We start from the raw sequence: 21,758 nt of genomic DNA on the forward strand, positions 1-21,758 counted from the left end.
TGAAGTTTACACTGTAGGACTTTTAATTATCGCGCTTTTTGATCGTCCCATATCTTCTCTCTAGAAAAATATTAATTTTCTCGATGAAATTGTATGTGTTAATAATTCCAGCATAGTTGCAACAATTAGGCAGCTAAACTATAGTTTATTTTGAATCAGATTCCTAAAAAAATAAATAATGATAAAGACATACAATTTATAAAAACAAGGCTTGCTGTCACATTAACCTTTACAATATAATAGTTGTATTACGAATAATAGGCGAACAACCACGAATAATGAATGGACCACAACAAATAATAAATCACCGCAAAATTAGTTAAATGCGTTTTTATTTTTACTTCCATAAAATAAAGACCTGCTTCAAAAGCATGTTATGGTTTAACAAAAAAATAGAAACAATGAAAAAATTAATGATGAGTTTGATGGCTGTTGCACTGCTATCTACAGCCGCTTCTGCAAAGACAACTGAAAAGGCTCCGAAAGAAAATGTCAATGCTAAAACAATGACTTACCGTCTTCCCAACACGAACACCCTCGTGAAGGTCACCGAAGAGATCAAAGAAAGCGAAGGAAAATTGACGCACTGTATTTTTGTGTTAAGCTTTTATGATTATGACACGGCTCAACTGGTCGGTACACATACTTCAGATACCTATACAAATGGAGGCTGTGGATCCTTCTTTAAAGCATGCAGGGCATTTTGGGGTGTCTAATACAGCAGCGTCCTATTGTTCTTAACCAGGAGAGGCTTCAGCATTTTCGCGCTGTTACAAACGGTTAATTTAAGCGGGGTGAAAACCCCGCTTTTTTTCGGCCTAAATGGTTAGACTGTTAAGTCCTTTTGGTGTACAGGAAGTTCAGTTTTTAACTCGCTTTTTCGTTTGTGATGCGCTAGAAACGCTACGCTTTGATGATTTGTGTTCAATAACGGAGCGTCTTATCGCGTAAATTGTTACCTTCTTTTCGTTAAACGAGATTGAAGCGTTTTGATTTGAATTGTAAAAATATGCTATACCGGGATGGTATGTGGTGGACCGATGTAAAAAAACGTTATCTTCGATTATTATATTTAATTTATCAGATAAAAAAGTGTAGTTAACCTTTTTTAATGATAACTGAATTTGGAACTGAAGAACTTCAATATGCACAATAGAAATTTTTTACTTCTTCTTAGCGCACTGATATGGCTAAGTTGTACAAAAGATCCCATCGAGCCAAGCGTAGAACCTCCAGAGGTGGTCCCTACAGATACCACCAAAAATGAACCCACTGTCCCGCCAGAAAAGTACGAAATTCGGAAAGTACAGTTGCAGATGAGTGAACTGTTCGCTGATGATAATATTGATGAAAAGGTGTATTTAGGGGGCATCTGGAATCTCAAAGACACACTTGAAGGGCCGCGGCTAGAAAGCCTGGAAGCAAAAGCAAAAAAAGTTAAATTTCATTTCTTATCAGACAATGATTTCTCCGTCGATATGGGGTTCTTTGAACCCAGCTATAAGAATGGCCTTACTTATGCAAATAAGTTTGAAAAATCGAAACAGGCAAGTAGCATGAACTTTACTTCGAGCACTTTTGGCGATTACGCCGAAATACAGGGATTTCTCGGTAATTCGAAGGATGTAAAAAAGGCCCTATCTCTGGTCAGACATGCTGACTCAACGACGGTCACTAAACCCAATAGTACGCTTCGGATAGGAAATGTCAATAAGCTTACGATTTATATTGATTACACCGAGTATCATGAAGCTTATCCGGAATCGGAAGTTGCCGCATTAACTCAAGCAGGCTATTCTCCTTACGTGCTTGCTTCGGTAACGTATGGTACCCATATGATTCTGATGGGCGAAACTGATTCAACACGGGCAGGCCTAAATACAGCAATAGACAAAATACTGGAACATAAAACGCTGGATGATACAGATACCAAGGTACTCGATTGCAGCAATCTGCTGGTCTATTATCGTGGCGGTGGCAAGAACAGTTTTATTCAGTATCCAAAAGGAGCCCAAGCTATTAGAACAGCGCTCCGCGATATGCTCATTTATGTGAGTCAGACGGAAAATATCTTTAATTATCCGCTTACCTATGACTTTATGAGCCTGAAGGACTACAGCACCTTAAAGTATTATAATATATTCGACATTAGGGTTAAAAAACAACTGTAAACGAACGTTACTGACGTTCAGAAGATATTCTTAGGTCAATAGGCCAAAAGATCACACGAACCCCTTGGAAAGATGAATAGCTGATCGAATGCTGCAGGACGATAAGTGTGGAATTGCTTAATAAAGCGGGGCTATACAAACGTTTTGAATAGTCCCGCTTTATTAAGCAATAGCATCCTTACCAATGTATCGGTCTCCAAAAGACATGAAATAGCAGCCTGTATTTGTTTATTTTGTTTCACTAATATCCTTTAGTCGCTGCAAAGCATTTGGCCAAGCCTCATTAAAGTAATCGATGTATTCGTCATTTGTATCAACATCTACTTTCAATAATGTTTGTCCCTCAATGTCCGAAAAAGAATAATTTTCCAATGCTCCAGCCCAATCTTCGACAGCTGGTCCGGATAAAATTTCTTGGCCATTGTCTAGGATGCCAAGATGCCGAATAGATACATATGAATTTGGAATGTATTCAGCGATTTCTGCTACCATTCCACCTTTTTCACCATTTTCATTGACGCCGGTAAAATGAATTTTTTGCCCCTTTTCCCAAATGCCTTCGAAATCTGAACTTGGATTGAATGCACTGGTCCATTCTTTATAGGTTTCTTTGTCAAGCATAGTTTTAAAAACCCGCGCCACAGGCGCATGGATCTTAATTTGATAAGTCAATTTCTTCATCTTTCTATTGTTTTGGAAAATTAGGATCGGCCTTTATTTCAGCGATCTGTTTGGTATGACGCGCAGAATGTGCAGCAATAAACATGAGGGCTTGGTAACCATCAATCGGACCGGTTGGGGAATCGCTGACATGATTTCTAAGATCTTCCGCATCAGCTTTTTTGATGTAATCAAGCACGGGTTGGCGAGCGGCCGAGAAATCAGTCAAAGCAGTGTTCACATTTTTATAAATTCCTTCTGGCTGAAGTTCCTTGGGTGCCTGGTATTTGTGACTCCTGTCTGTGAGTGCGTTTTTTAGGTTGTCGTCGGTCATCTTGATCTCTTTTCTTCTTTCAGGTTGAGGATCTTGATCCAAGCCCTTTTTTGCCATGTCAAATATCATTCGTTCTGAACGAATAATATGCTCAAGGCATTGACTGATCGACCATTTGTCAGGCGCTGGTTTAAATTGGAGCTGCGCTTCGCTTAAACCCGCAACCTGCTTTTCAAGTTCCGCAGTTGTTTGGTTAAAATATTGCAATAGCGAGTCGGTTCCAACATAATCGCGTTTTAAAGCCTGTTTTTTCTCTATCAGCGTAATGTTTTGGTCCTTTTGCTCGAGCAATAATCGGGTTTTGGCTGATGACGGAGCCAAGGTAGCAGTTGCTATACTGGCAAGTGCTATCATGTTCATAATTAGATTCATAGTTTAATACGTTTTAAGATCGTAAAATAAATGTCACTATTTCTTTACAATTATAAGGGATTTTTGTTTGGTATATCTTCTCATAGGACAAGAAAAGCTACATACGCACCTTCCAGAGCAAACGACGATAATTCCTAAATGACGCGGTCGATTGCAACCTGATAAAATACGCATTTTGTAATAAGTGTTTTTAGTACATTTATTGAAATAAAACCTTATCTTTAACAGGATAACTAACCTACTATTTGACTTAATCTATGTTAAATCACAATTATACATGCTATTTTAGCCGTTTACCGCTAAAACGTTATGTTTTGGTATGTGCCCTGTCTTTACTGGGCAGAATTGCTATAGCGCAACAAACATCGGTATCGAGTCCTGATGGAACTTTGACCGTTAAGTTGGATCTGAAAAATGGTCATCTATTTTATGAGGTTGAACTGGAAGGAAAGACAATGTTGGAATCTTCACCTCTTGGGCTCCAAAGTAAGACCATAAATTTAAGCGATAATTTGCGTTTAATAGCAGAAAAAAGAGCTGAAATTTCGACTAATTATAACGAATCAAAAATCAAACGCAGTCAGGTAGCGTATAAAGCGAATGAATTGCGTTATCTGTTGGAGAATACTTCAAAGCAGCAGATCGAGGTTACTTTCCGTGTGAGCAACAACAATATAGCCTTCCGATATTATGTGCCTCAAGTGGGCGAGCCGGCCAACTTTGCATTGATAAAGGAGAACAGCGGCTTTAAATTCCCATTAGTTACAACAACATTTTTAACAGCCCAAGCTTCCCCGATGATAGGCTGGATGAAAACAAAACCAAGTTACGAAGAGGAGTATCAGGCAGACCAGGCGCTAGGCGTACCTTCGACGTATGGTGTTGGTTATACTTTTCCTGCGCTATTTCATGTTGGAGATCGTGGATGGGTACTTGTTTCGGAAACGGGAGTTTCAAGTGCATATTGTGCGTCCAAGTTAAGCGAAGGCACCAAGGATGGGCTTTATAGCATTGCTTTTCCGGAAGAAGGGGAGAACAATGGCATTGGACGAGCTGCTCCCACAATTTCATTACCCGGTTATACACCTTGGCGCACACTGACTGTCGGAAGCAATCTAAAACCCATTGTGGAGACGACGATTCCGTTTGATGTTGTTGAACCGCAGTATACGGCATCGAAGAAATACGAATTCGGACGGGCGACGTGGAGCTGGTTGGAATGGCAGGACGGCAGTATTAATTTTGAAGACCAAAAGAAGTTCATTGACCTTTCGGCTTCAATGGGGTATGAATTTGTATTGATCGACAATTGGTGGGATACAAAGATCGGCCACGAGAAAATTGAACAATTGGTGGCTTATGGGAAGGAGCGGGGCGTAGGTATTTGTCTGTGGTACAATTCGAACGGATTCTGGAACGACGCACCGCAGACGCCAAAAAATAAAATGAATACTTCGATTGCACGTAAAGCCGAGATGCAATGGATGCAGCGCGTGGGCATTAAAGGAATCAAAGTCGACTTTTTTGGAGGCGATAAACAAGAAACACTGAAGCTTTACGAAGATATTCTTTCGGATGCAAATGACTATGGATTAACCGTTATATTTCATGGATGTACTTTACCGCGGGGTTGGGAACGTATGTATCCGAATTTCGTGGGCAGTGAAGCCGTATTGGCCTCTGAAAATTTGATTTTCACACAACATGCAAATGATACGGAGGCTTTTAATGCGACTTTACATCCCTTTATTCGCAATGCCGTGGCGGCCATGGATTTTGGCCCGGTTTTACTGAACAAACGTCATAACCGCGAAAATAGCGGCGGTACTATCCGCAAAACGACAGAAACATTTCAATTGGCAACGGCGGTTCTATTTCAGACTCCAGTGCAAAATTTTGGATTGACACCCAATAATTTACAGGAAATGCCAACCCACGTGATTAATTTTATGAAGCAGGTACCAACTACCTGGGATGAGACTGTTTTTATTGATGGTTATCCAGGTAAATATGTCATACTTGGCCGGAGAAAGAATGATACATGGTACATCGCCGGTATAAATGCCGAGGGCAAAGAAAAGACTGTATCGGTGAATTTGCCCATGTTGAGTACAGATGCGGTACAGCTAATCGACGATAACATCGCCCGGCAGTCAAAACAGAAACAAATTCGACTTTCCAAAACAAAGTCCATCAAATTGACATTGCAACCTGACGGCGCTGTTGTTTTAATCGGAAAATAAATTAAACGCTCTTCTGACGAACTGAATCACTTTTGATGAACTGAATTATCCAGGCTAAATGAATCAGGCCTGACTAATGGAAGCTTTCTCACAGATTCCATTAGTCAGGACGAAGAGTTCGAATTTCTAGGATCTTGTGACTTGTCGATCCTGCTCCGGCCTTAATTTTCAGTTCTATTTTGGTTTTACCTATACACTCTTTGGGAAGCTGTATACGTATAGTTTTCATGGTGGATTTCTCGTCCTTGTCTTCCAATGTGCTGATGGTTTTACCATCGATCATAACCTCAGTTACCCTGGATGAATTGTCTGCCAGAAATTTGATCGCCACCAATTGGGCCTCGGGCGTTATTTTCATCACGTAACTGAACCAGTCTTTTGTATCGCGCCAGCGTGTATCGCCGAAAGCCCCAGCATTGCTATTTTGTTCGCGAAAAAAGTGATCTGATTCCGGTTGTTGCTCTCCAGCGACGACCTTATCGACCGTTTTGGCCGCTAGCGCTAAGCTTTCTACTTCATCGCGGCTCATTTTCTCCTGTAATGCCTGCAATTCCTTTTCTGTTGCTTGAGGCCAATAGATCATATAACGGGAATCATGAATACCGAAAAAAGGTTCTAATTCCATTTGAACACCTTTTTTTCCCAAATAGAGATCAGAGAGTGTAAAGTGTAAGGGCTTTGACGCTATTGGTTTTACAAGTGCCGGAATATTGTTCGGTTCTGCTTGAAGAATTGGAAGATCACGTAAAGGGATTTGTTTTCCCGATGCAATGTGCCCCATTCGGCTGTCATCAGCCTGAAGTCCCAAAAGATCTTCCTGTCCAGTGCGGGCTCCCAAAACAAGAGGCCCATATAAAATACTGTAATAATTGCTTTTATCAGGCAACTGCTCAGTATGTATTCCCATGGGCAATTCAAGGCTGACGATATCGCCTTTTCGCCATGTACGTTTGATCTGGATATGCTCATTTGTGGAACTAAAATTGTTGTAGGGCTTCCCATTGATCAACACATGGGGAGCTGTGGTGAGCCAGCTGGGTTTACGAATAAACAAGCTGAATGACGTCGGTTTCACGGTGTTGATTCGTATGCTTGTATTGGCTTCTGTCGGGAAGTTCGTATCTTGAATGACTTCCATATTTTTCTCCTTCCAGTCCAGGCGTGAAGGAATAAATAGATTGACAAATAGGTCATTGTTGCGGTATGCATAGATCATTTCACCATATTTGGCGTGATTTTCCATCCCTGATCCAACGCAGCACCACATACTTGTCTGCACTTGTGAATAAACGCGATAATGCCCCGGACGGATCTGTGTGAAATAGACTAATCCTCCGTGGTCGGGATGTTGTGTCGATAAGATATGGTTGTATAGCGCACGTTCATAAAAATCGAGGTATTTCCCTTGCGGATCGGTTTGGTAGAGCATTTTTGTGAGCCGTAACATATTGTAGGTATTGCAGGTCTCAGGTCCCTCAATGCTATATAACATCTTTGAAAAATCGTTGGTTGGGTTAAAATGCTCACTCACACTATTTCCACCAATAGCAATTGAGCGCTGTTCAACGACATTGTCCCAAAAGTACCGAACAGCCTCCGCCCATTTTTCGTTATGGGAAAGGTCAGCAATGCGCTTAAAACCGAGGACTTTTGGAATTTGTGTATTCGCATGCAATCCTGTTAAATGATCTTCATGCGCTAATAAAGGCTCAAGTACGGATTGATGACTGAATTTACGAGCCAGCTCAAGGTAAGCCTGATCTTGGGTAATTGCAGCGACATCAGCAAAAGTTTCGTTCAGTCCACCGTGTTCACTTCGTAACATTTCCTGTATTTGAGCATCAGAAAGTTGGCCAACCAACTTAAGCGCCCAATCAGTCATCTGGACCAGCATGTCTTTTGCAGATTTATTGCCTGTCAACAAGTAGGCATCTCGCAGGCCAGCATAGGTTTTGTGTATATTATATAGTGGTACCCATTTTCCATTCAGGTTAAAGCTACCGGCGTTGATCCGGCCCTGTTGAATTTCTGTCCAAATAATTTTACCCCCAGGAACTCCGCCAAGGTAACCGTTTCCATTTGCTTCCTGACAACGTTTCAAGTTGCTGAGCATATAATCTAGGCGCTCCTTAATACGAAGGTCGCCTGTAGCGGCATACATATGAGCAAGAGCAGATAGATAATGACCTCCGATATGGCCATCTAACCCTGTATTTTCCCAATTGGTATAGGAGTCTTTTTTAAGCGGTAAATTGGCTTCGCGTAAAAACGGAGCCAACAAACGGTCGGGATCCATTTCCAATAAATAATTGATGTCCAGATCTTCGGCATGTTTAAAAAGCCCCGGTAATAACCTGACTTCTCTTAAATCGAAATAATTTAATTGAGGAGTCGTTTGAGCAGATAGCGCCAGACTAAATAAGCTTAAGCGAGCACTGTGCAAAAATTTGTTTTTGAAGATCATATGGACTGAAATTATCATTTGTTATTAACAAGATCTGATGAGCTTGTCTGGTTAGCCGTTATGTAAAAAAGGACCGGTAAATCAAAGATATTAAATGTGTTATTTATTTTAAGTGTTTTTTTTACATTTATATTTATATGTGAAAATAATGCGCGTGTTTTTTTTGTATATCATTGATAATTAGTTTGTTTTTTTATTAAAAAGAGCTGGTCCGTTTATTTTTAACTATACTTGTATATGAAGAAAGTTAATAGTATTGTTATTTTTTGTGCTTCCAGTTTAGGGAATTCGGCCGTGTATGAAGAGCAGGCCTCCTATGTGGGAAAGGTTTTGGCCGAATACGGTATTCGTTTGGTTTATGGGGGTGGAAGGGTTGGCCTAATGGGAGCTGTTGCGAATGGAGCTCTTGCAAAGGGAGGTGAGGTCATTGGTGTGATTCCCGACTTTTTAAATTCGAAAGAAAGGGAGCATAAGGGCGTAACGAAATTGATTACTGTAGATACCATGCATGATCGTAAACGAATTATGAGTGATTATGCGGAAGGAGTTATTGCTCTGCCGGGCGGTTTTGGTACCTTGGAAGAGCTTTTCGAAATGATTACATGGGCTCAATTGGGTTTACATAAAAAGCCAGTTGGTTTGTTAAACATCAATGGATTTTATAATCACCTAATCCACTTTATTGATCACATGGTCGAAGAGGGGCTTCTTAAGCAGGAAAATCGAGCGATGTTATTAGTGGCTGATACGATTGAAGCACTGATCGAGAAGATGCAAGAGTATGAGGCGCCACTGGTGCCAAAGTGGATAGAGAAGGATGAGATTTAGAGAGACAATGAAATCGTTCAGAATTAACGCAGTCGAAATGAGTTCGAAGTTTTATTATTTCGGTGGCGGCTATAGCAGCGCGCAGTATACGATCATTTTTTTTAAATTTAAACTTTTGAACAACATTTTTAAAGAAATTAACAACAGTGAATTGAACTAGAGGAGATACCTTTGTTATGGCTAGTTGCTAGAGTCGTTTGGTCAGTATAAATACTGCGCTGGTCTTCGATTCGGGGGAATCCCCTATATTTTAACCGGCTTTGGGATTCCCTTATTCAATCGTGAACAGGAGATATTCTTCTCCCTACACAAAAGGCCCGATCGTATGATCGGGCCTCTTTTATTAAGTAAAGCAATGTATTTTACAGTTGATTTGCCCGAGCCGTGATTTCGGCAATGTCCAGCACTTCTATCACTGATTCTTTTTCTTTTATCTTTACGCCATCTTTTAGCATGGTCATGCAGAAAGGACATGCTGCAGCTACAACTTGAGGCTGTGCATCGATGACTTCTTCGATACGTTCGATGTTAATGTCTTTTGCTCCGGGCTCCGGTTCTTTGAACATTTGTCCGCCCCCAGCACCACAGCACAATCCATTGCTCTTGCAACGTTTCAGTTCGATCAACTGGGCGTCCAAGCTTTCCAATACTTTCCTCGGTGCCTCATACACCTCATTTGCACGACCAAGATAACAGGGATCATGATAGGTTATCTTCTTTCCCTTGAATACATTATTATCCGCTGGTTTTAATTTTCCTTCATCGATCAGGTTTTGGATCAATTGTGTATGATGAATAACCTCATAGTGGCCGCCTAGGGATGGGTACTCATTTTTTAAGGTATTGAAACAGTGTGGGCAAGCAGTTACTATTTTTTTGATTTCATAGCCATTGAGTACTTCGATATTCATCATGGCCTGCATTTGAAATAGAAATTCGTTTCCACTTCTTTTGGCAGGATCACCCGTACAGCTTTCTTCTGTACCTAGGATGGCATATTTTAAACCGACATGTTGTAATATTCTGCAGATATCGCGCGTAATTTTCTGTGCACGTTCGTCAAAGCTCCCTGCACAACCTACCCAAAATAGTATATCAGGAGTTTCTCCTTTGGCTAACAGTTCAGCAACTGTTGGAACTTTTAATTCATTTTCCATCATAAAACTATTGTTGTTGAGTCCAATTGGCGCGGTCCAATTGCGCATATTTCCATGGGGCACCATTGTTCTCAATATTTCCAAACATATTGTTAATACTCGCAGGGGCTTGCGATTCTTCCATAACAGCAAAGCGACGCAGCTCAATAATAATATCCAGTGGATTAATATTGACGGGGCATTGTTCTACACAGGCATTACAGCTTGTACAGGCCCATAACTCTTCTCGGCTGATATATGTATCTATTAGCGATTTTCCGTCATCCTGAAAGCTTCCATTTGTTTTGATATTTATACCGACTTCCGTCAGTCGATCCCTTGTATCCATCATGATTTTTCGTGGGGACAGCAGCTTTCCCGTTATATTTGCGGGGCAAGAAGATGTACAACGTCCACATTCCGTACAGGTATAGGCGTCCAATAAGCTCTTCCAGGTTAAGTCCTGAACATCTTTGGCTCCAAAACGCGCATTTGCATCTGCTGCTGGAGGAGTGAAACTTGGGTCAAGCATGGCTTTTACCTCGTTGGTTACAGCCGGCATATTAGACAGTTTGCCTTTCGCATTCAGATTGGAAAAATAGGTGTTCGGAAAAGCTAAAATAATATGAAGATGCTTAGAGTAGGGGAGGTAGTTCAAGAATGCAAGCACACCTAGGATATGAAACCACCAACAAGACCGCTCTATTAAAAATAAAGCTTCCGTCGAAGTTGGAAGGTATGGAAGGAGATAGTGGCTTACCGGAAAGGAACCTACCGATTTAAAATGTGCAAAGCCATAGAGCTGCAATTTAAGATCAGATGCATTCATCAGCAGGAAAGCCGACATTAAAAGAATTTCTGTGATTAAAATAATATTTGCATCCGTCTTGGGCCAATGTTTCAATTCCACGCTATTTAAGCGAGCTACTTTAGCGATATTTCTCCGAATTAAAAAGATGATGCAGGAGAGCAGTACACCAAGGGCGAGCCATTCAAATGCACCAATCAGAAAATTATAAAAACTCCCTAGAAATGAAAAGATACGGTGTGTACCAAAAAGTCCGTCTATGACAATTTCCAACATTTCAATGTTGATGATGACAAATCCGAGGTACACAAATAAATGTAATACTGCGGGGAAAATTCGCTTGAACATTTTCTTTTGTCCAAAGGCGACGAGGAGCATCATTTTCCAACGCTCTGGTGATCTGTCCGAACGATCTGCCGGTCTACCCAGCTTGATATTACGATAAATCTGTTGTGCATTTTTGCTAAAAAGGAACAATGCTACAGCGAAACAAACCGCAAATATTAGTTGACCTATCATATGCTTGGATCTTGGTTATAAACAAATATACTATATTATTTTGTTATGCTAACATAGTAAAAATAAATCAGAAATGAAGACCTAAAGATGATAATTTATTGGAAATTTTTACTTGTAAAAGATAGGCTGTAATGAAAACGTCCAAGAAGGAATTCTTTCTTCTTGGACGTTTACCTAATTATAATAGAATAGTCTATAGCTGAACATCGGAGAATGTCTGTTCTAATATTTTACGAATGGTTTTCTGAATCCGTTCTTTTCCTGCTTCGGTATTGACATCGATACCGCAAAAGGTACTGCCCGTAGATTTTGCCTGAAGGCTTAGATAGTAGATTGAACTGACTAAGATCGCCAATGTTGCTCTCAGGTCGTTTTCGGAGTTTTCGAATTTTGAATCGACGTGTTTAAATAGTTCCTCGCCAAACATTTCCCGTCTGTCGGCGATATTTTTAAGCGCTTTGGTTTTTTCGCCCAGGCCCCAGTGAATGACTTTTTGCTTCGTTTTATCCTTCAAAAAGGTGTCGAATTGAGATTTAAGCAATTCTTCTATCAAGGAAACGCTGATGGTGCTTGGGTTTGTGACCATTTGCTCTAAGACTCCTTTGTCTCCGATTTGCCAAAAATCTTTTTGTGTCAGGTAAGCTTCCACCAGTTGATCGAGACCGCCAAAATAGTTCCATATTAATGCTTTGTTCAGTCCACATTCCAAAGCAATATTAGGCCCATTCAATGCATGGTATCCTTTCTTTTGAATGACCTTTCCAACAGCGGCGATCATGCGAGCTTTGGTGCGCTCCTTGTCTCGAATAGGACCGGAAGTTACCTTTCTTTCTTTTTTAGGATTATCCTCAATTACTTTCTTTTTCATGCGAATAAAATCATTTTAACGACGAAGCTTTCCTGAGTACCTCATATTCGTTAGTTAATGAACAAATTTGAGCCCATGAAGTTTTCATTAGGGTAGATATGTTTGTTTTCCGAACCAATATCTACAATTTAGCTGGTAAATGCAAGAAAACCAAGTCGTAGATTTTTATTTACACTATAATTTGACTGAACCGATAAGCTTTTTAGTTTATCTTATTCTTTTGGCTATAGAACTGACGAATATTTACTGCTGTCGGCGGTAAACGCCGATGGTGATTTACTTGTTAGTTGGGAAAATGGATAGGTAATAAAAAAGGGATTATCTCTAAAGATAATCCCTTTTTTATTGCCTTGTATTGCTGGCTTATTTTCTTGCTGGAGCAGCAGGAGCAGCTGTAGCTGAAATTCCTAATTTTGTTTTAACAGCAGCAGTTAAATCCTCTCCACCTTGGAAATAAGGAATATTTGTGCTTGAAATATCAAATACATATGCCATTCCCTTTTCTTTTGAAACAGCGCTTACAGCATCACCAACTTTTCTATGAATAGGTGCAATTAGCTCTTCTTCTTTCTTGTTCAAGTCTTCTTGAGCAGCTTGTTGTGCTGTTTGGATACGCGCTTGGATATCTTGTAATTCTTGACCTATTTTGTTGATTTCTGGATCAACAGTTTCTTTGTTGGCTTCACTTCTGTTACGCAATTTATCGTTCGCATCTTTTTGTTTTGTTTGATAAATAGCCACCATATCTTGAATTTCTTTGGTTTTGCCGTCGCTTAATGTTTTCAATTGACCTTCGGCTGCTTTAAATTCCGAAGTGGACTGAATAATTTCAGCAAAATTGATATGACCAATCTTTTGTTGCGCATTTGCGAATTGAGTTGAGAAAAATACTGCCACTAAAGCAACCGCACCTTTTAATAAATTTTTCATGCTTTTCATTTTAATCTAATGAGCCATCTTTATGGCAATCTTTTAGTTTTCTAATTAATTACTACTATTGTTATTTGTGTTCACAATGATAATAAACTCCCGCTTAGTTTGCAAGACTCGGATTGGGTTTATATCCTAATTTTGTAATGACATCATTACTTTTATTCAATTTTGGATTGGCATAAAGAAAAGTCGACTCATTGCCCTTGTCCATAATAAAATCAATTCCCTGCGCAGAAGCAACGTCTTGGATAGCTTTTGCTACACGATCTTGAATAGGCTTCATCAGTTGAGTACGTCTTTTAAAGAGGTCGCCTTCAAATCCAAACTTTTGTTTTTGATAGTCTTTTACTTCTTTTTCTCTTGTCACGATTTCATCTTCCCGACGACGGCGCATATCTTCATTTAATAAAACCTGATCCTTTTGATAAGCCTGATATAGTTTCTCAATCTCAGCATATTTCTGATCCACTTCTTCCTGCCATTGCTTCGATAGATCATCCAGCTGTTTCTGTGCAGTCGTATATTCAGGAATATGTTTTAGGATATATTCTGAATCAGCATATGCGAGTTGTTGGGCAAATGTCGCTGTAGCACTAACGACTACAAAAGCTATAACTAACAATATTTTTTTCATATTTCCTGTAAGTTTTTATAGACTATACTTTTTATTATTTAACACTAATTTACCTTATGACATGATATAAACCCAAAAGTTTAATCTGGTAAAACCGCTTTAAGTAAATTTACGGCTCAAAAATAAGAAAAAAGAAGCAATCTACTAGATATTTCTCGGGTTTAACACTATTTAACTTGTTGTCGAATCCCTTTATAAGGCTTCCCTGAGCGTGTCTATGGCTGTCTTTTTCGTTGGTCATAACAGCGCTCAATATAAGAAAATTTAGAAGATTTTGCTGTAGATTTTATCTGATAGGATATATAAAATCGGATAGCCTATGAAAGCCTAAATTGTTTTAAAATAAAAAAAGCTATCTGCAATTGTATGCGATAGCTTTTTTATGAATTTATACCCATGGACTGGGGTCAAGAGCGGTTAGAATCCACCCATATTTTGCATAATACTAAACGTAAAGTTTTGTTTCCATGTACTGCTTGGTAAACCCGGGATTGGGTCAAATGCATGACCGTAATCTATTCCTAGCATACCAAAAATTGGTAAGAAGATACGGGCACCAACACCTGCAGAACGACGTACTTTAAATGGATTGTATTCAGTGAACTTGTTCCAGGTATTGGCCGCTTCAGCAAAAGCTAATACGTAAACTGTTGCCTGATCATTTAACATAACCGGGTGACGCAATTCCATTTGATATTTCGTATAGATCGGACTACCTGAATTTCGTGCCACATTCACATTTTGTGTTCCTTCAGGAATGATTACACCATTTGCATAACCACGTAATGCAACAATCTCAGATCCCTGTAGGTAATCAAACCCTTGCATACCATCCCCACCGACTTTGAAACGCTCAAAAGTCGATATTTCAGTTTTGTTGGAGTATTTACCCAAGAAACCAAATTGAGCTTGAGCTTTGAAAACAAGTTTACCAACGATTTTTGCATACCATTGTGAGTCAAATTTCCATTTGTGATACTCTGTCCAACGGTAGCGTTCTTGCGGTGAACCATTTTTATAATCAATGTTGTTGAACAATGAATATGGAGGCGTCAATTGCACCGAGAACTTGATGTTTGAACCTGAAGTAGGATAGATCGGCGCATCGATCGAATTACGGCTAAACTCTTGCGTCAAGTTGATGTTATAGGCCGTACCATTATCAAATAGGAAGTAATTTCCATAGTTCTGAAGCTTATAACGTTGGAATGACAAGGATGTATTCGCCTGGAACCAGTTATCTGGCCATTGTAAGCGTTTACCTAAAGTTGCGGTAATACCCGTCATCCAAATACGGTTCAACTCGGAATCCTTAACAATTTGCTCGCCTGTATAGTAGTTAAAGCCACCATACGATGAACTCGAAGTATAGGCACTCAAACCAAAATAAATTGGTTTTTTACCACCCAGCCAAGGCTCGGAGAAGGAGAAGCTATACGATTGATAACGCTTACCCGAAGTTTGACCACGCACACTCAACTTCTGTCCATCTCCACGTGGTAGTGGTTTCCAAGAACTTTTGTCAAAGAAATTGCTGGTAGAGAAGTTGTTGAATGTTAAACCTAAGGTACCGATGATCTGACCTGCACCATAACCACCCGAAAGCTCGACCTGATCCGAAGGTTTTTCAGTAACATTATAAACAATGTCTACTGTACCATCCGCATAATTTAAATTTGTCGGTACGGGGTTTGTTTTTTGTTCATCAAAATTTCCCAGCTGCGCAATTTCACGCACACTGCGCATAATTTGTTCTTTTGAGAATTTTTGACCTGGTTTTGTATAAATAGAACGCAATACAACACGGTCGTTGGTTACGTCATTACCTTTAACAATAACGTTATTGATGGTATATTGAGCACCTTCATATACACGTAAATTCAAATCGATGGTATCGTTGTAAATACGTGTTTGCTCAGGGTCTACCGAAAACGTAAGATAACCATCGTTCATATAGATTGAAGAGATGTCATCACTGTTTTTTGTAGGACCCATCAATTTTGCCGTTAATTTTTCTTCCGAAAAGACATCACCACGTTTGATACCTAAAATTTTATTCAGTAAAGTATCCGAATATTTGGCATTACCTGTCCAAACAATATTACCTACATAATATTTAGGACCTTCATAGATGTCAAAATTAACCAGCACATTTTTTTCACCATCGCGAATAACGGTATCTTTCAAGATCGTGGCATCACGATATCCTTTGGCGGCCATTTTCTTGATTAGGTTTTCTTTACCTTCTTTGTATTTTTCTTCCTTGAATTTTCCAGGGCCGAAAATACGGTACCACATTTTTTGCTTGATGGGCTTGGCCATTTTTCTCAGTTCTTGTTGAGAAAAATGTTCATTCCCTGTAAACGTCATTTTTTTGACTCTTACCTTATGTTTTTTATCCACATCGGCAATAAGTATTTCATTATTGGCCTGTGCCGAATCTTTCACTGTTTTTAGTGTGATCTCCGGATATAAAAAAGCTTTTTCTTTTAAGAACCGTTGAATCGTAGCACGTGTGGTGTTCATCAAGTTTTCGTTGACAATTTTACCGGTGTTGCTATTTAAACGTTTGCGAACTTCTTCGGTCTGACTTTTACTTAGACCATTAATATCAATACGCGTTAAACGAGGACGTTCTACTACACGGATGGTCAAAAATATATTTTCACCTTCAATTTTATCTGCCCATAATTCGACATCATCAAAGAGGCCTTGAGCCATCATATCCTTTACTACTTTTGCAGTTGCCTCACTTGGAACTTCCAAATATTGACCTACTGACAATTTAGATATTGTAATTAATACATTTTTATCCAAAAATTGTGTTCCAGTTATATCAATAGCGCTAATTACATAGTTTTTAGGATTGAGATAGCTGATTTTTTCTGGGTCATTTAAATTGAACGCACCTTTGTCCTGTCCGTAGACAAGCTGCATTGATGAGAGGCCAAAAAATAGTATTACGGGTAGTATACGCTTCATTTATCTATAATTATTGGCGCTAAAGTACACCAATCGTTTGTTAATTTTTGTTAATTAAGAAAATTTAACCAGCTTGCTTTTATTCAAATCAGTGGTCAAATTTAATAAAATCTTTATAACTGTTCACTTGTTTTTCCAAACCTTCTTTCGCGTTGCTGGTAATCGACGATGGATTTAAATAAATCTTCTTTCGTAAACTCAGGCCACATCTTATCAAGGAAGCATAATTCTGAATAGGCAATTTGCCAGAGCAGGAAGTTGCTTATTCTCAATTCCCCGCTAGTACGTATCAGAAGATCAGGATCGGGTAGGTTTTGTGTATAGAGGTTTGCAGCGAATAACTCATCGTTGATTTCTTCCGCATGGAGTTTTCCGTCTTTTACTTGTTGGGCTAGATTCCGGGCGGCATCTACAATTTCTTGTCGGGAACTGTAACTCAACGCTAATGTCAATGTACAGTGTGTATTTTCTTTCGTTGCTTCTATGGTTTCCTGTAGCTTCTTTTGTGCATTTGAAGGTAGTTTGGTGATATCACCAATGACATTCAAACGGACGCCATTCTCCTGAAAAGTTTTGATTTCTTTTTTAAGGGAAGTAACCAATAGCTCCATGAGTGCCATTACCTCGAGCTTAGGCCTATTCCAGTTTTCTGCAGAAAATGCATAAAGTGTCAGAAATTTAATATTTGCTTTTACACATCCTTCTAATGCTTCTCGTACCGCTTTTACACCGTTTTGATGCCCAAATACACGAAGTTTTCCTTTCTGTTTTGCCCAACGGCCATTGCCATCCATGATGATGGCTATATGCTGTGGCAATTTAATACTATCTATCTGATCTAAAAAACTCATTTTTGCTGTTTTCAATAAAATGAACACCTTAGGCATCAATGCTATTTTGGCGTTTTAAAACCTACTTTTGGTTTCCTGTATTGCTATCAATGATTATTGTTTGTTTAACGTACTTTTCATTGATTAATTATCGCACTTGGATTTCTATTTTGGATGTTCTTATTCCGTCTTTCTTTATTTCTTCCAAATATCGATTTTTAATTGGAAATTTAGAAGGACAATATGTAGAAAGATTGTTTTGTATGTTTCTCTTCATACAAAGCGAACTTGTGCGAAGCGAATCGATAGCCTAATAATTTCTGACATCGATGCCCCAAAGTAATTTTTCACGCAGCGTGCTGAAAAAGCTTTCATGGGGGAGTCTAATGAGATTAATAGTAAACGGAGCCTGTTTAATGGTTAATTTTACCGATGTATCAATGGACTCGTTTTTGGAATCACAGCTTAGGATGTATTGATTGCTACGACTCTCTATTTCCAATTCAAGGGTAAACTGATTCGAGATGACAATGGGTCTTACATTGAGGTTATGCGGAGAGATGGGGGTAATGACAAAATTGCCACTTTCCGGCATAATAATAGGTCCGCCGCAACTCAACGAATAGGCTGTGGATCCGGTGGGCGTGGCAATAATTAGTCCGTCAGCCCAGTATGAATTCAGGAGTTCGCCATTGATGCGTGCATTGACCGTAATCATGGCCGAGCTGTCGTAACGAAATACGGTAATGTCATTGAGCGCATAATGATTGCCTTCAAACAAATTTAACTGTTCAGATTCTACGGAAAGCAGCACGCGTTTCTGTATCGTAAAACGCTGGTTCAGTATATCGTCGATGGCATCCTCAAAATCATTTTTATTGATGGAAGCTAAAAAGCCGAGGCGTCCAAAGTTTATTCCTGCAATTGGAATTCCGGAATCTTTAATCAGGGAAACAGCAGATAACATGGTTCCATCTCCGCCCAAACTCAACATGATGTCAATATGATCTTTGATTTCTTGATAGGAATCGTATGTTGAGAAGTTAAAGGCGCATTCAAATTGTGATTGCAGAAACTCATGAAATGGATTATATACCCAGATCTCCATATTTTTATCGACAAGATATTCAAATAAGTGTTTCACATGTGGTATAACAGAGGGCTGAAACTCTCTTCCATATATTGCGATTCTCATATTGTTTTCAATTTATGGGGCAAAGATGAGAAAAAACTAATCCTAATCAAATGTTAATATAATTCATAAGCTGCTGATAACGGTCGGCAGTGTCGTCAAATGCAGCTATGGTATTATGGGTTTCAAGAATTAAATAGTTGTGTCTTAGGAATGAATTCAGTAAGGCGTTGATGTTTGACTTGTCGACTTTAAGGGTAACTTCAATATTGTCACTTTCCAAATTTATTTTGGTTGCGCAATTGAGGATTCTGCAATTGTCACTTTCAACTAGATGAGCAATCTGTGAAAGTGAAAAATCGTGTAGGCCAGTTGCCAACACGATAATAGCTCCAGATTCGTTTTGTGATTGAATTGAACTTATTGCCTTTAATATATCCAATTGCGTTGACACACCAATATATTTGTTGTCTTGATCTAAAATAGGAATGATTGTGCTATTATACACCGTTATCATCACCAGGGCATCATAGGGGTGTTGATTGAACTTCAGCTGTATAGGGGCCGTATTTATTTTTATGGAAGAAAGGGGAGCATCTTCATCTTCCGCATCCAATAAGATGGTTTCATTAACCAGGCCAATATAGTCGTCACCATTTAAAACGACTAATTCTTTACAAAGCATATCTTGCAGCTTCTCTAGCGCCTGTTGTATTGAATCAGCATTTTGAATACTGAAATCAGCATTTGAAAGAAATTGACTTATTAGCATACTCAAACTTAATAAAAAAACTAGGTGAAAAGAAATTTTACAGGATCAGATTTATGCTTAATTCGTTGATTGCTTGTTATACCCAAAATAGGGCACACCGAGAAAGACTACATTATTGCAAATAAGTGCAATTTTAAACTTTAAAATTGTACTTTTATTACCATTCTGTTATTATTTTTGTCAACGAATTGGAATAGGCCTAAAAACTGGGCTTAAACGGAGGTGAAGTATTTTTAATTGGAACAGTAAGATTGATGATCACAAGCGAGAGTAAAAAGTTTATTGATATACGTGAAGTTATTCACAAAAAAAATGCGGGCCTTGCTAAATGGATTCCGTCTTTTTTACTTAATTATTTAAAAAGGACAATTCATGAAGACGAGATAAATGATATCATGACGCGCTTTGCAGATCTTCAGGGCCTGGATTTTGTTGATGCATTGATCAACGATTTGGATGTCAAGGTCAATTTGTATGGGGCAGAAAATATTCCAGTATCGGATCCGGTTATTTTCGCGTCCAATCATCCTTTGGGCGGATTGGACGGTATTGCATTTATGCACGCTATAGGTAAATATAGACGCGATGTGAAGTTTTTAGTTAATGATATTCTTCTAAATATAGGTAATTTGCGGCCTTTGTTTGTCGGTGTAAATAAGTTGGGGGGGCAAGGGAAACAGGCCATTTCTGCGATTGAGGAGGCTTATGGTGCGGATGATGCGCTATTGGTATTCCCTGCAGGTTTGGTTTCCAGAAAACAGAACGATGGTCGTATAGAAGATCTCGAATGGAAAAAAAGTTTTATAAGCAAAGCAAAAAAATATAAAAAAGATGTCATTCCGGTGTTGATTGACGGTAAAAACTCTAAGTTTTTTTATAATTTTGCAAGGCTTAGACAGAAATTGGGTCTCAAGGTAAACATTGAAATGTTATATTTACCTGATGAAATGTTTGCTCAACGCGGACATACCGTCAATATTATAGTAGGAGAAAGAATCCCTTATACAGCGTTTGATCAATCAAAAAACGAAAAAACTTGGGCTGAGGAAGTGAAAAGAAGGGTTTATGGATTGGCTCAAGAAAAATAGAATTTATGCAAGAAATTATACCTCCAGTTGATAGAGAATTATTGAAGACCGAATTGAATAAAGAAGTCTTCTTACGATATACCAACAATGGAAATAACGAGATATACTTAATCAACTATCATAATTCGCCAAATGTCATGCGTGAAATTGGGCGTTTGCGGGAGTTGACTTTTCGTGGCGCAGGGGGAGGTACAGGACTTTCAATTGATATCGATGAAAATGATACATGCGAAGATTGCTACGATCAGTTAATCGCATGGAATCCCGAAGATGAAGAGGTGGTTGCCGGTTATAGGGTAATCAAATGTGCTGAGGCTGGTGAAGTAAATGGTATACCCAATTTATCAACAGCACATTATTTTCAATTTTCCGAATTATTTACGAATGAATATCTACCTTACACCATAGAGTTGGGACGGTCGTTTGTACAGCCTAAGTACCAACCAGCCATCGACAATAGAAAAGGAATTTTTTCATTGGACAATCTTTGGGACGGTTTAGGGGCTTTGGTGATGCTTAACCCTGAAATTAAATACCTCTTTGGTAAAGTGACCATGTATCCACATTATAATAAAGATGCACGGGATATGTTGCTTTATTTTATGGACTATTATTTTCCTGATCACGATAAATTGGTTCTTCCTCTTCCGGAATTGGAAATCAAAAATGATTACGATCGATTTGTCGGCGTATTTGATGGGCTGGATTATAAAGAAGGATATAAGGTATTAAATAGCCACGTGAGAGCATTGGGAGAGAATATTCCGCCGCTGATCAATACCTATATGAACCTTTCGCCTACGATGAAATCATTTGGTACTGCACGTAATGATGAGTTTGGTACGGTAGAGGAAAAAGGTATACTGATTGTAATTGATGATGTATATCCTGTGAAAAAGGAACGTCACATGAATACATTTGATCGGGATCGTGAATACGGTCATAGAAAACCCAAGCGTGGATAACAAAATAAAAGGGGATTCA

General features: G+C 39.0%; 18 protein-coding genes. 6 read left to right on the top strand and 12 right to left on the bottom strand.

What is annotated here, in order from left to right; genetic code table 11:
- Positions 1–401 precede the first annotated feature (401 nt).
- Both AAW12_RS01840 and AAW12_RS01845 read left to right on the top strand, forming a co-directional pair.
- Entirely contained in the window at positions 402–716 is a 315-nt protein-coding gene (locus AAW12_RS01840; protein ID WP_156167503.1) for a hypothetical protein, read from the top strand.
- 429 nt (positions 717–1,145) lie between these two features.
- On the top strand, positions 1,146–2,171 hold the full coding sequence (locus tag AAW12_RS01845; RefSeq protein WP_046671921.1) for a hypothetical protein: 1,026 nt from the start codon (positions 1,146–1,148) through the stop codon (positions 2,169–2,171).
- Positions 2,172–2,399: 228 nt separating this feature from the next.
- On the opposite strand, the gene AAW12_RS01850 is transcribed toward AAW12_RS01845, so the two are convergent.
- Positions 2,400–2,852: an SRPBCC family protein gene (locus AAW12_RS01850; RefSeq protein WP_046671922.1), complete on the bottom strand. Its 453-nt coding sequence runs from the start codon at positions 2,850–2,852 to the stop codon at positions 2,400–2,402.
- Between the two features lie 4 nt (positions 2,853–2,856).
- Entirely contained in the window at positions 2,857–3,537 is a 681-nt protein-coding gene (locus tag AAW12_RS01855) for a DinB family protein (protein ID WP_053003490.1), read from the bottom strand.
- A gap of 257 nt (positions 3,538–3,794) precedes the next feature.
- On the opposite strand from AAW12_RS01855, the gene AAW12_RS01860 reads away from it, so the two are divergent.
- Positions 3,795–5,780 (top strand): glycoside hydrolase family 97 protein, encoded by a 1,986-nt coding sequence (locus AAW12_RS01860; protein WP_046671923.1) that lies wholly within the window; start codon positions 3,795–3,797, stop codon positions 5,778–5,780.
- Between the two features lie 100 nt (positions 5,781–5,880).
- On the opposite strand, the gene AAW12_RS01865 is transcribed toward AAW12_RS01860, so the two are convergent.
- On the bottom strand, positions 5,881–8,244 hold the full coding sequence (locus AAW12_RS01865; protein ID WP_046671924.1) for a glycoside hydrolase family 127 protein: 2,364 nt from the start codon (positions 8,242–8,244) through the stop codon (positions 5,881–5,883).
- Between the two features lie 237 nt (positions 8,245–8,481).
- Between AAW12_RS01865 and AAW12_RS01870 the strand changes: the two genes are divergently transcribed.
- Complete coding sequence (locus tag AAW12_RS01870; protein WP_046671925.1) at positions 8,482–9,072, top strand: TIGR00730 family Rossman fold protein; 591 nt, start codon at positions 8,482–8,484, stop codon at positions 9,070–9,072.
- Positions 9,073–9,434: 362 nt separating this feature from the next.
- Here AAW12_RS01870 and AAW12_RS01875 read toward each other — a convergent pair whose 3' ends face one another.
- From AAW12_RS01875 to AAW12_RS01920, 9 genes are all read right to left on the bottom strand, one after another.
- Entirely contained in the window at positions 9,435–10,229 is a 795-nt protein-coding gene (locus AAW12_RS01875; protein ID WP_046671939.1) for a (Fe-S)-binding protein, read from the bottom strand.
- Between the two features lie 7 nt (positions 10,230–10,236).
- Positions 10,237–11,535: a 4Fe-4S dicluster domain-containing protein gene (locus AAW12_RS01880; RefSeq protein ID WP_046671926.1), complete on the bottom strand. Its 1,299-nt coding sequence runs from the start codon at positions 11,533–11,535 to the stop codon at positions 10,237–10,239.
- Between the two features lie 193 nt (positions 11,536–11,728).
- Complete coding sequence (locus tag AAW12_RS01885; RefSeq protein WP_046671927.1) at positions 11,729–12,403, bottom strand: TetR/AcrR family transcriptional regulator; 675 nt, start codon at positions 12,401–12,403, stop codon at positions 11,729–11,731.
- A 363-nt stretch (positions 12,404–12,766) separates the two neighbouring features.
- A complete protein-coding gene (locus AAW12_RS01890; protein ID WP_046671940.1) occupies positions 12,767–13,333 on the bottom strand; it encodes an OmpH family outer membrane protein in 567 nt (188 codons plus the stop codon).
- Positions 13,334–13,436: 103 nt separating this feature from the next.
- Positions 13,437–13,970 (bottom strand): OmpH family outer membrane protein, encoded by a 534-nt coding sequence (locus AAW12_RS01895; RefSeq protein WP_046671928.1) that lies wholly within the window; start codon positions 13,968–13,970, stop codon positions 13,437–13,439.
- A 417-nt stretch (positions 13,971–14,387) separates the two neighbouring features.
- Complete coding sequence (bamA, locus tag AAW12_RS01900; RefSeq protein ID WP_046671929.1) at positions 14,388–16,952, bottom strand: outer membrane protein assembly factor BamA; 2,565 nt, start codon at positions 16,950–16,952, stop codon at positions 14,388–14,390.
- Positions 16,953–17,065: 113 nt separating this feature from the next.
- Complete coding sequence (locus AAW12_RS01905) at positions 17,066–17,803, bottom strand: isoprenyl transferase (RefSeq protein WP_046671941.1); 738 nt, start codon at positions 17,801–17,803, stop codon at positions 17,066–17,068.
- A gap of 289 nt (positions 17,804–18,092) precedes the next feature.
- On the bottom strand, positions 18,093–18,977 hold the full coding sequence (locus AAW12_RS01915; RefSeq protein ID WP_046671931.1) for an NAD kinase: 885 nt from the start codon (positions 18,975–18,977) through the stop codon (positions 18,093–18,095).
- A gap of 46 nt (positions 18,978–19,023) precedes the next feature.
- A complete protein-coding gene (locus AAW12_RS01920; RefSeq protein WP_046671932.1) occupies positions 19,024–19,686 on the bottom strand; it encodes a CBS domain-containing protein in 663 nt (220 codons plus the stop codon).
- 254 nt (positions 19,687–19,940) lie between these two features.
- Here AAW12_RS01920 and AAW12_RS01925 point away from each other — a divergent pair, with 254 nt between their 5' ends.
- Together AAW12_RS01925 and AAW12_RS01930 are read left to right on the top strand one after the other, a co-directional pair.
- On the top strand, positions 19,941–20,774 hold the full coding sequence (locus tag AAW12_RS01925) for a 1-acyl-sn-glycerol-3-phosphate acyltransferase (RefSeq protein ID WP_046671933.1): 834 nt from the start codon (positions 19,941–19,943) through the stop codon (positions 20,772–20,774).
- Between the two features lie 5 nt (positions 20,775–20,779).
- Complete coding sequence (locus AAW12_RS01930) at positions 20,780–21,739, top strand: GNAT family N-acetyltransferase (protein WP_046671934.1); 960 nt, start codon at positions 20,780–20,782, stop codon at positions 21,737–21,739.
- Positions 21,740–21,758: the final 19 nt, after the last annotated feature.

Source organism: Sphingobacterium sp. Ag1 (genome assembly GCF_000988325.1).
GTDB lineage: Bacteria > Bacteroidota > Bacteroidia > Sphingobacteriales > Sphingobacteriaceae > Sphingobacterium.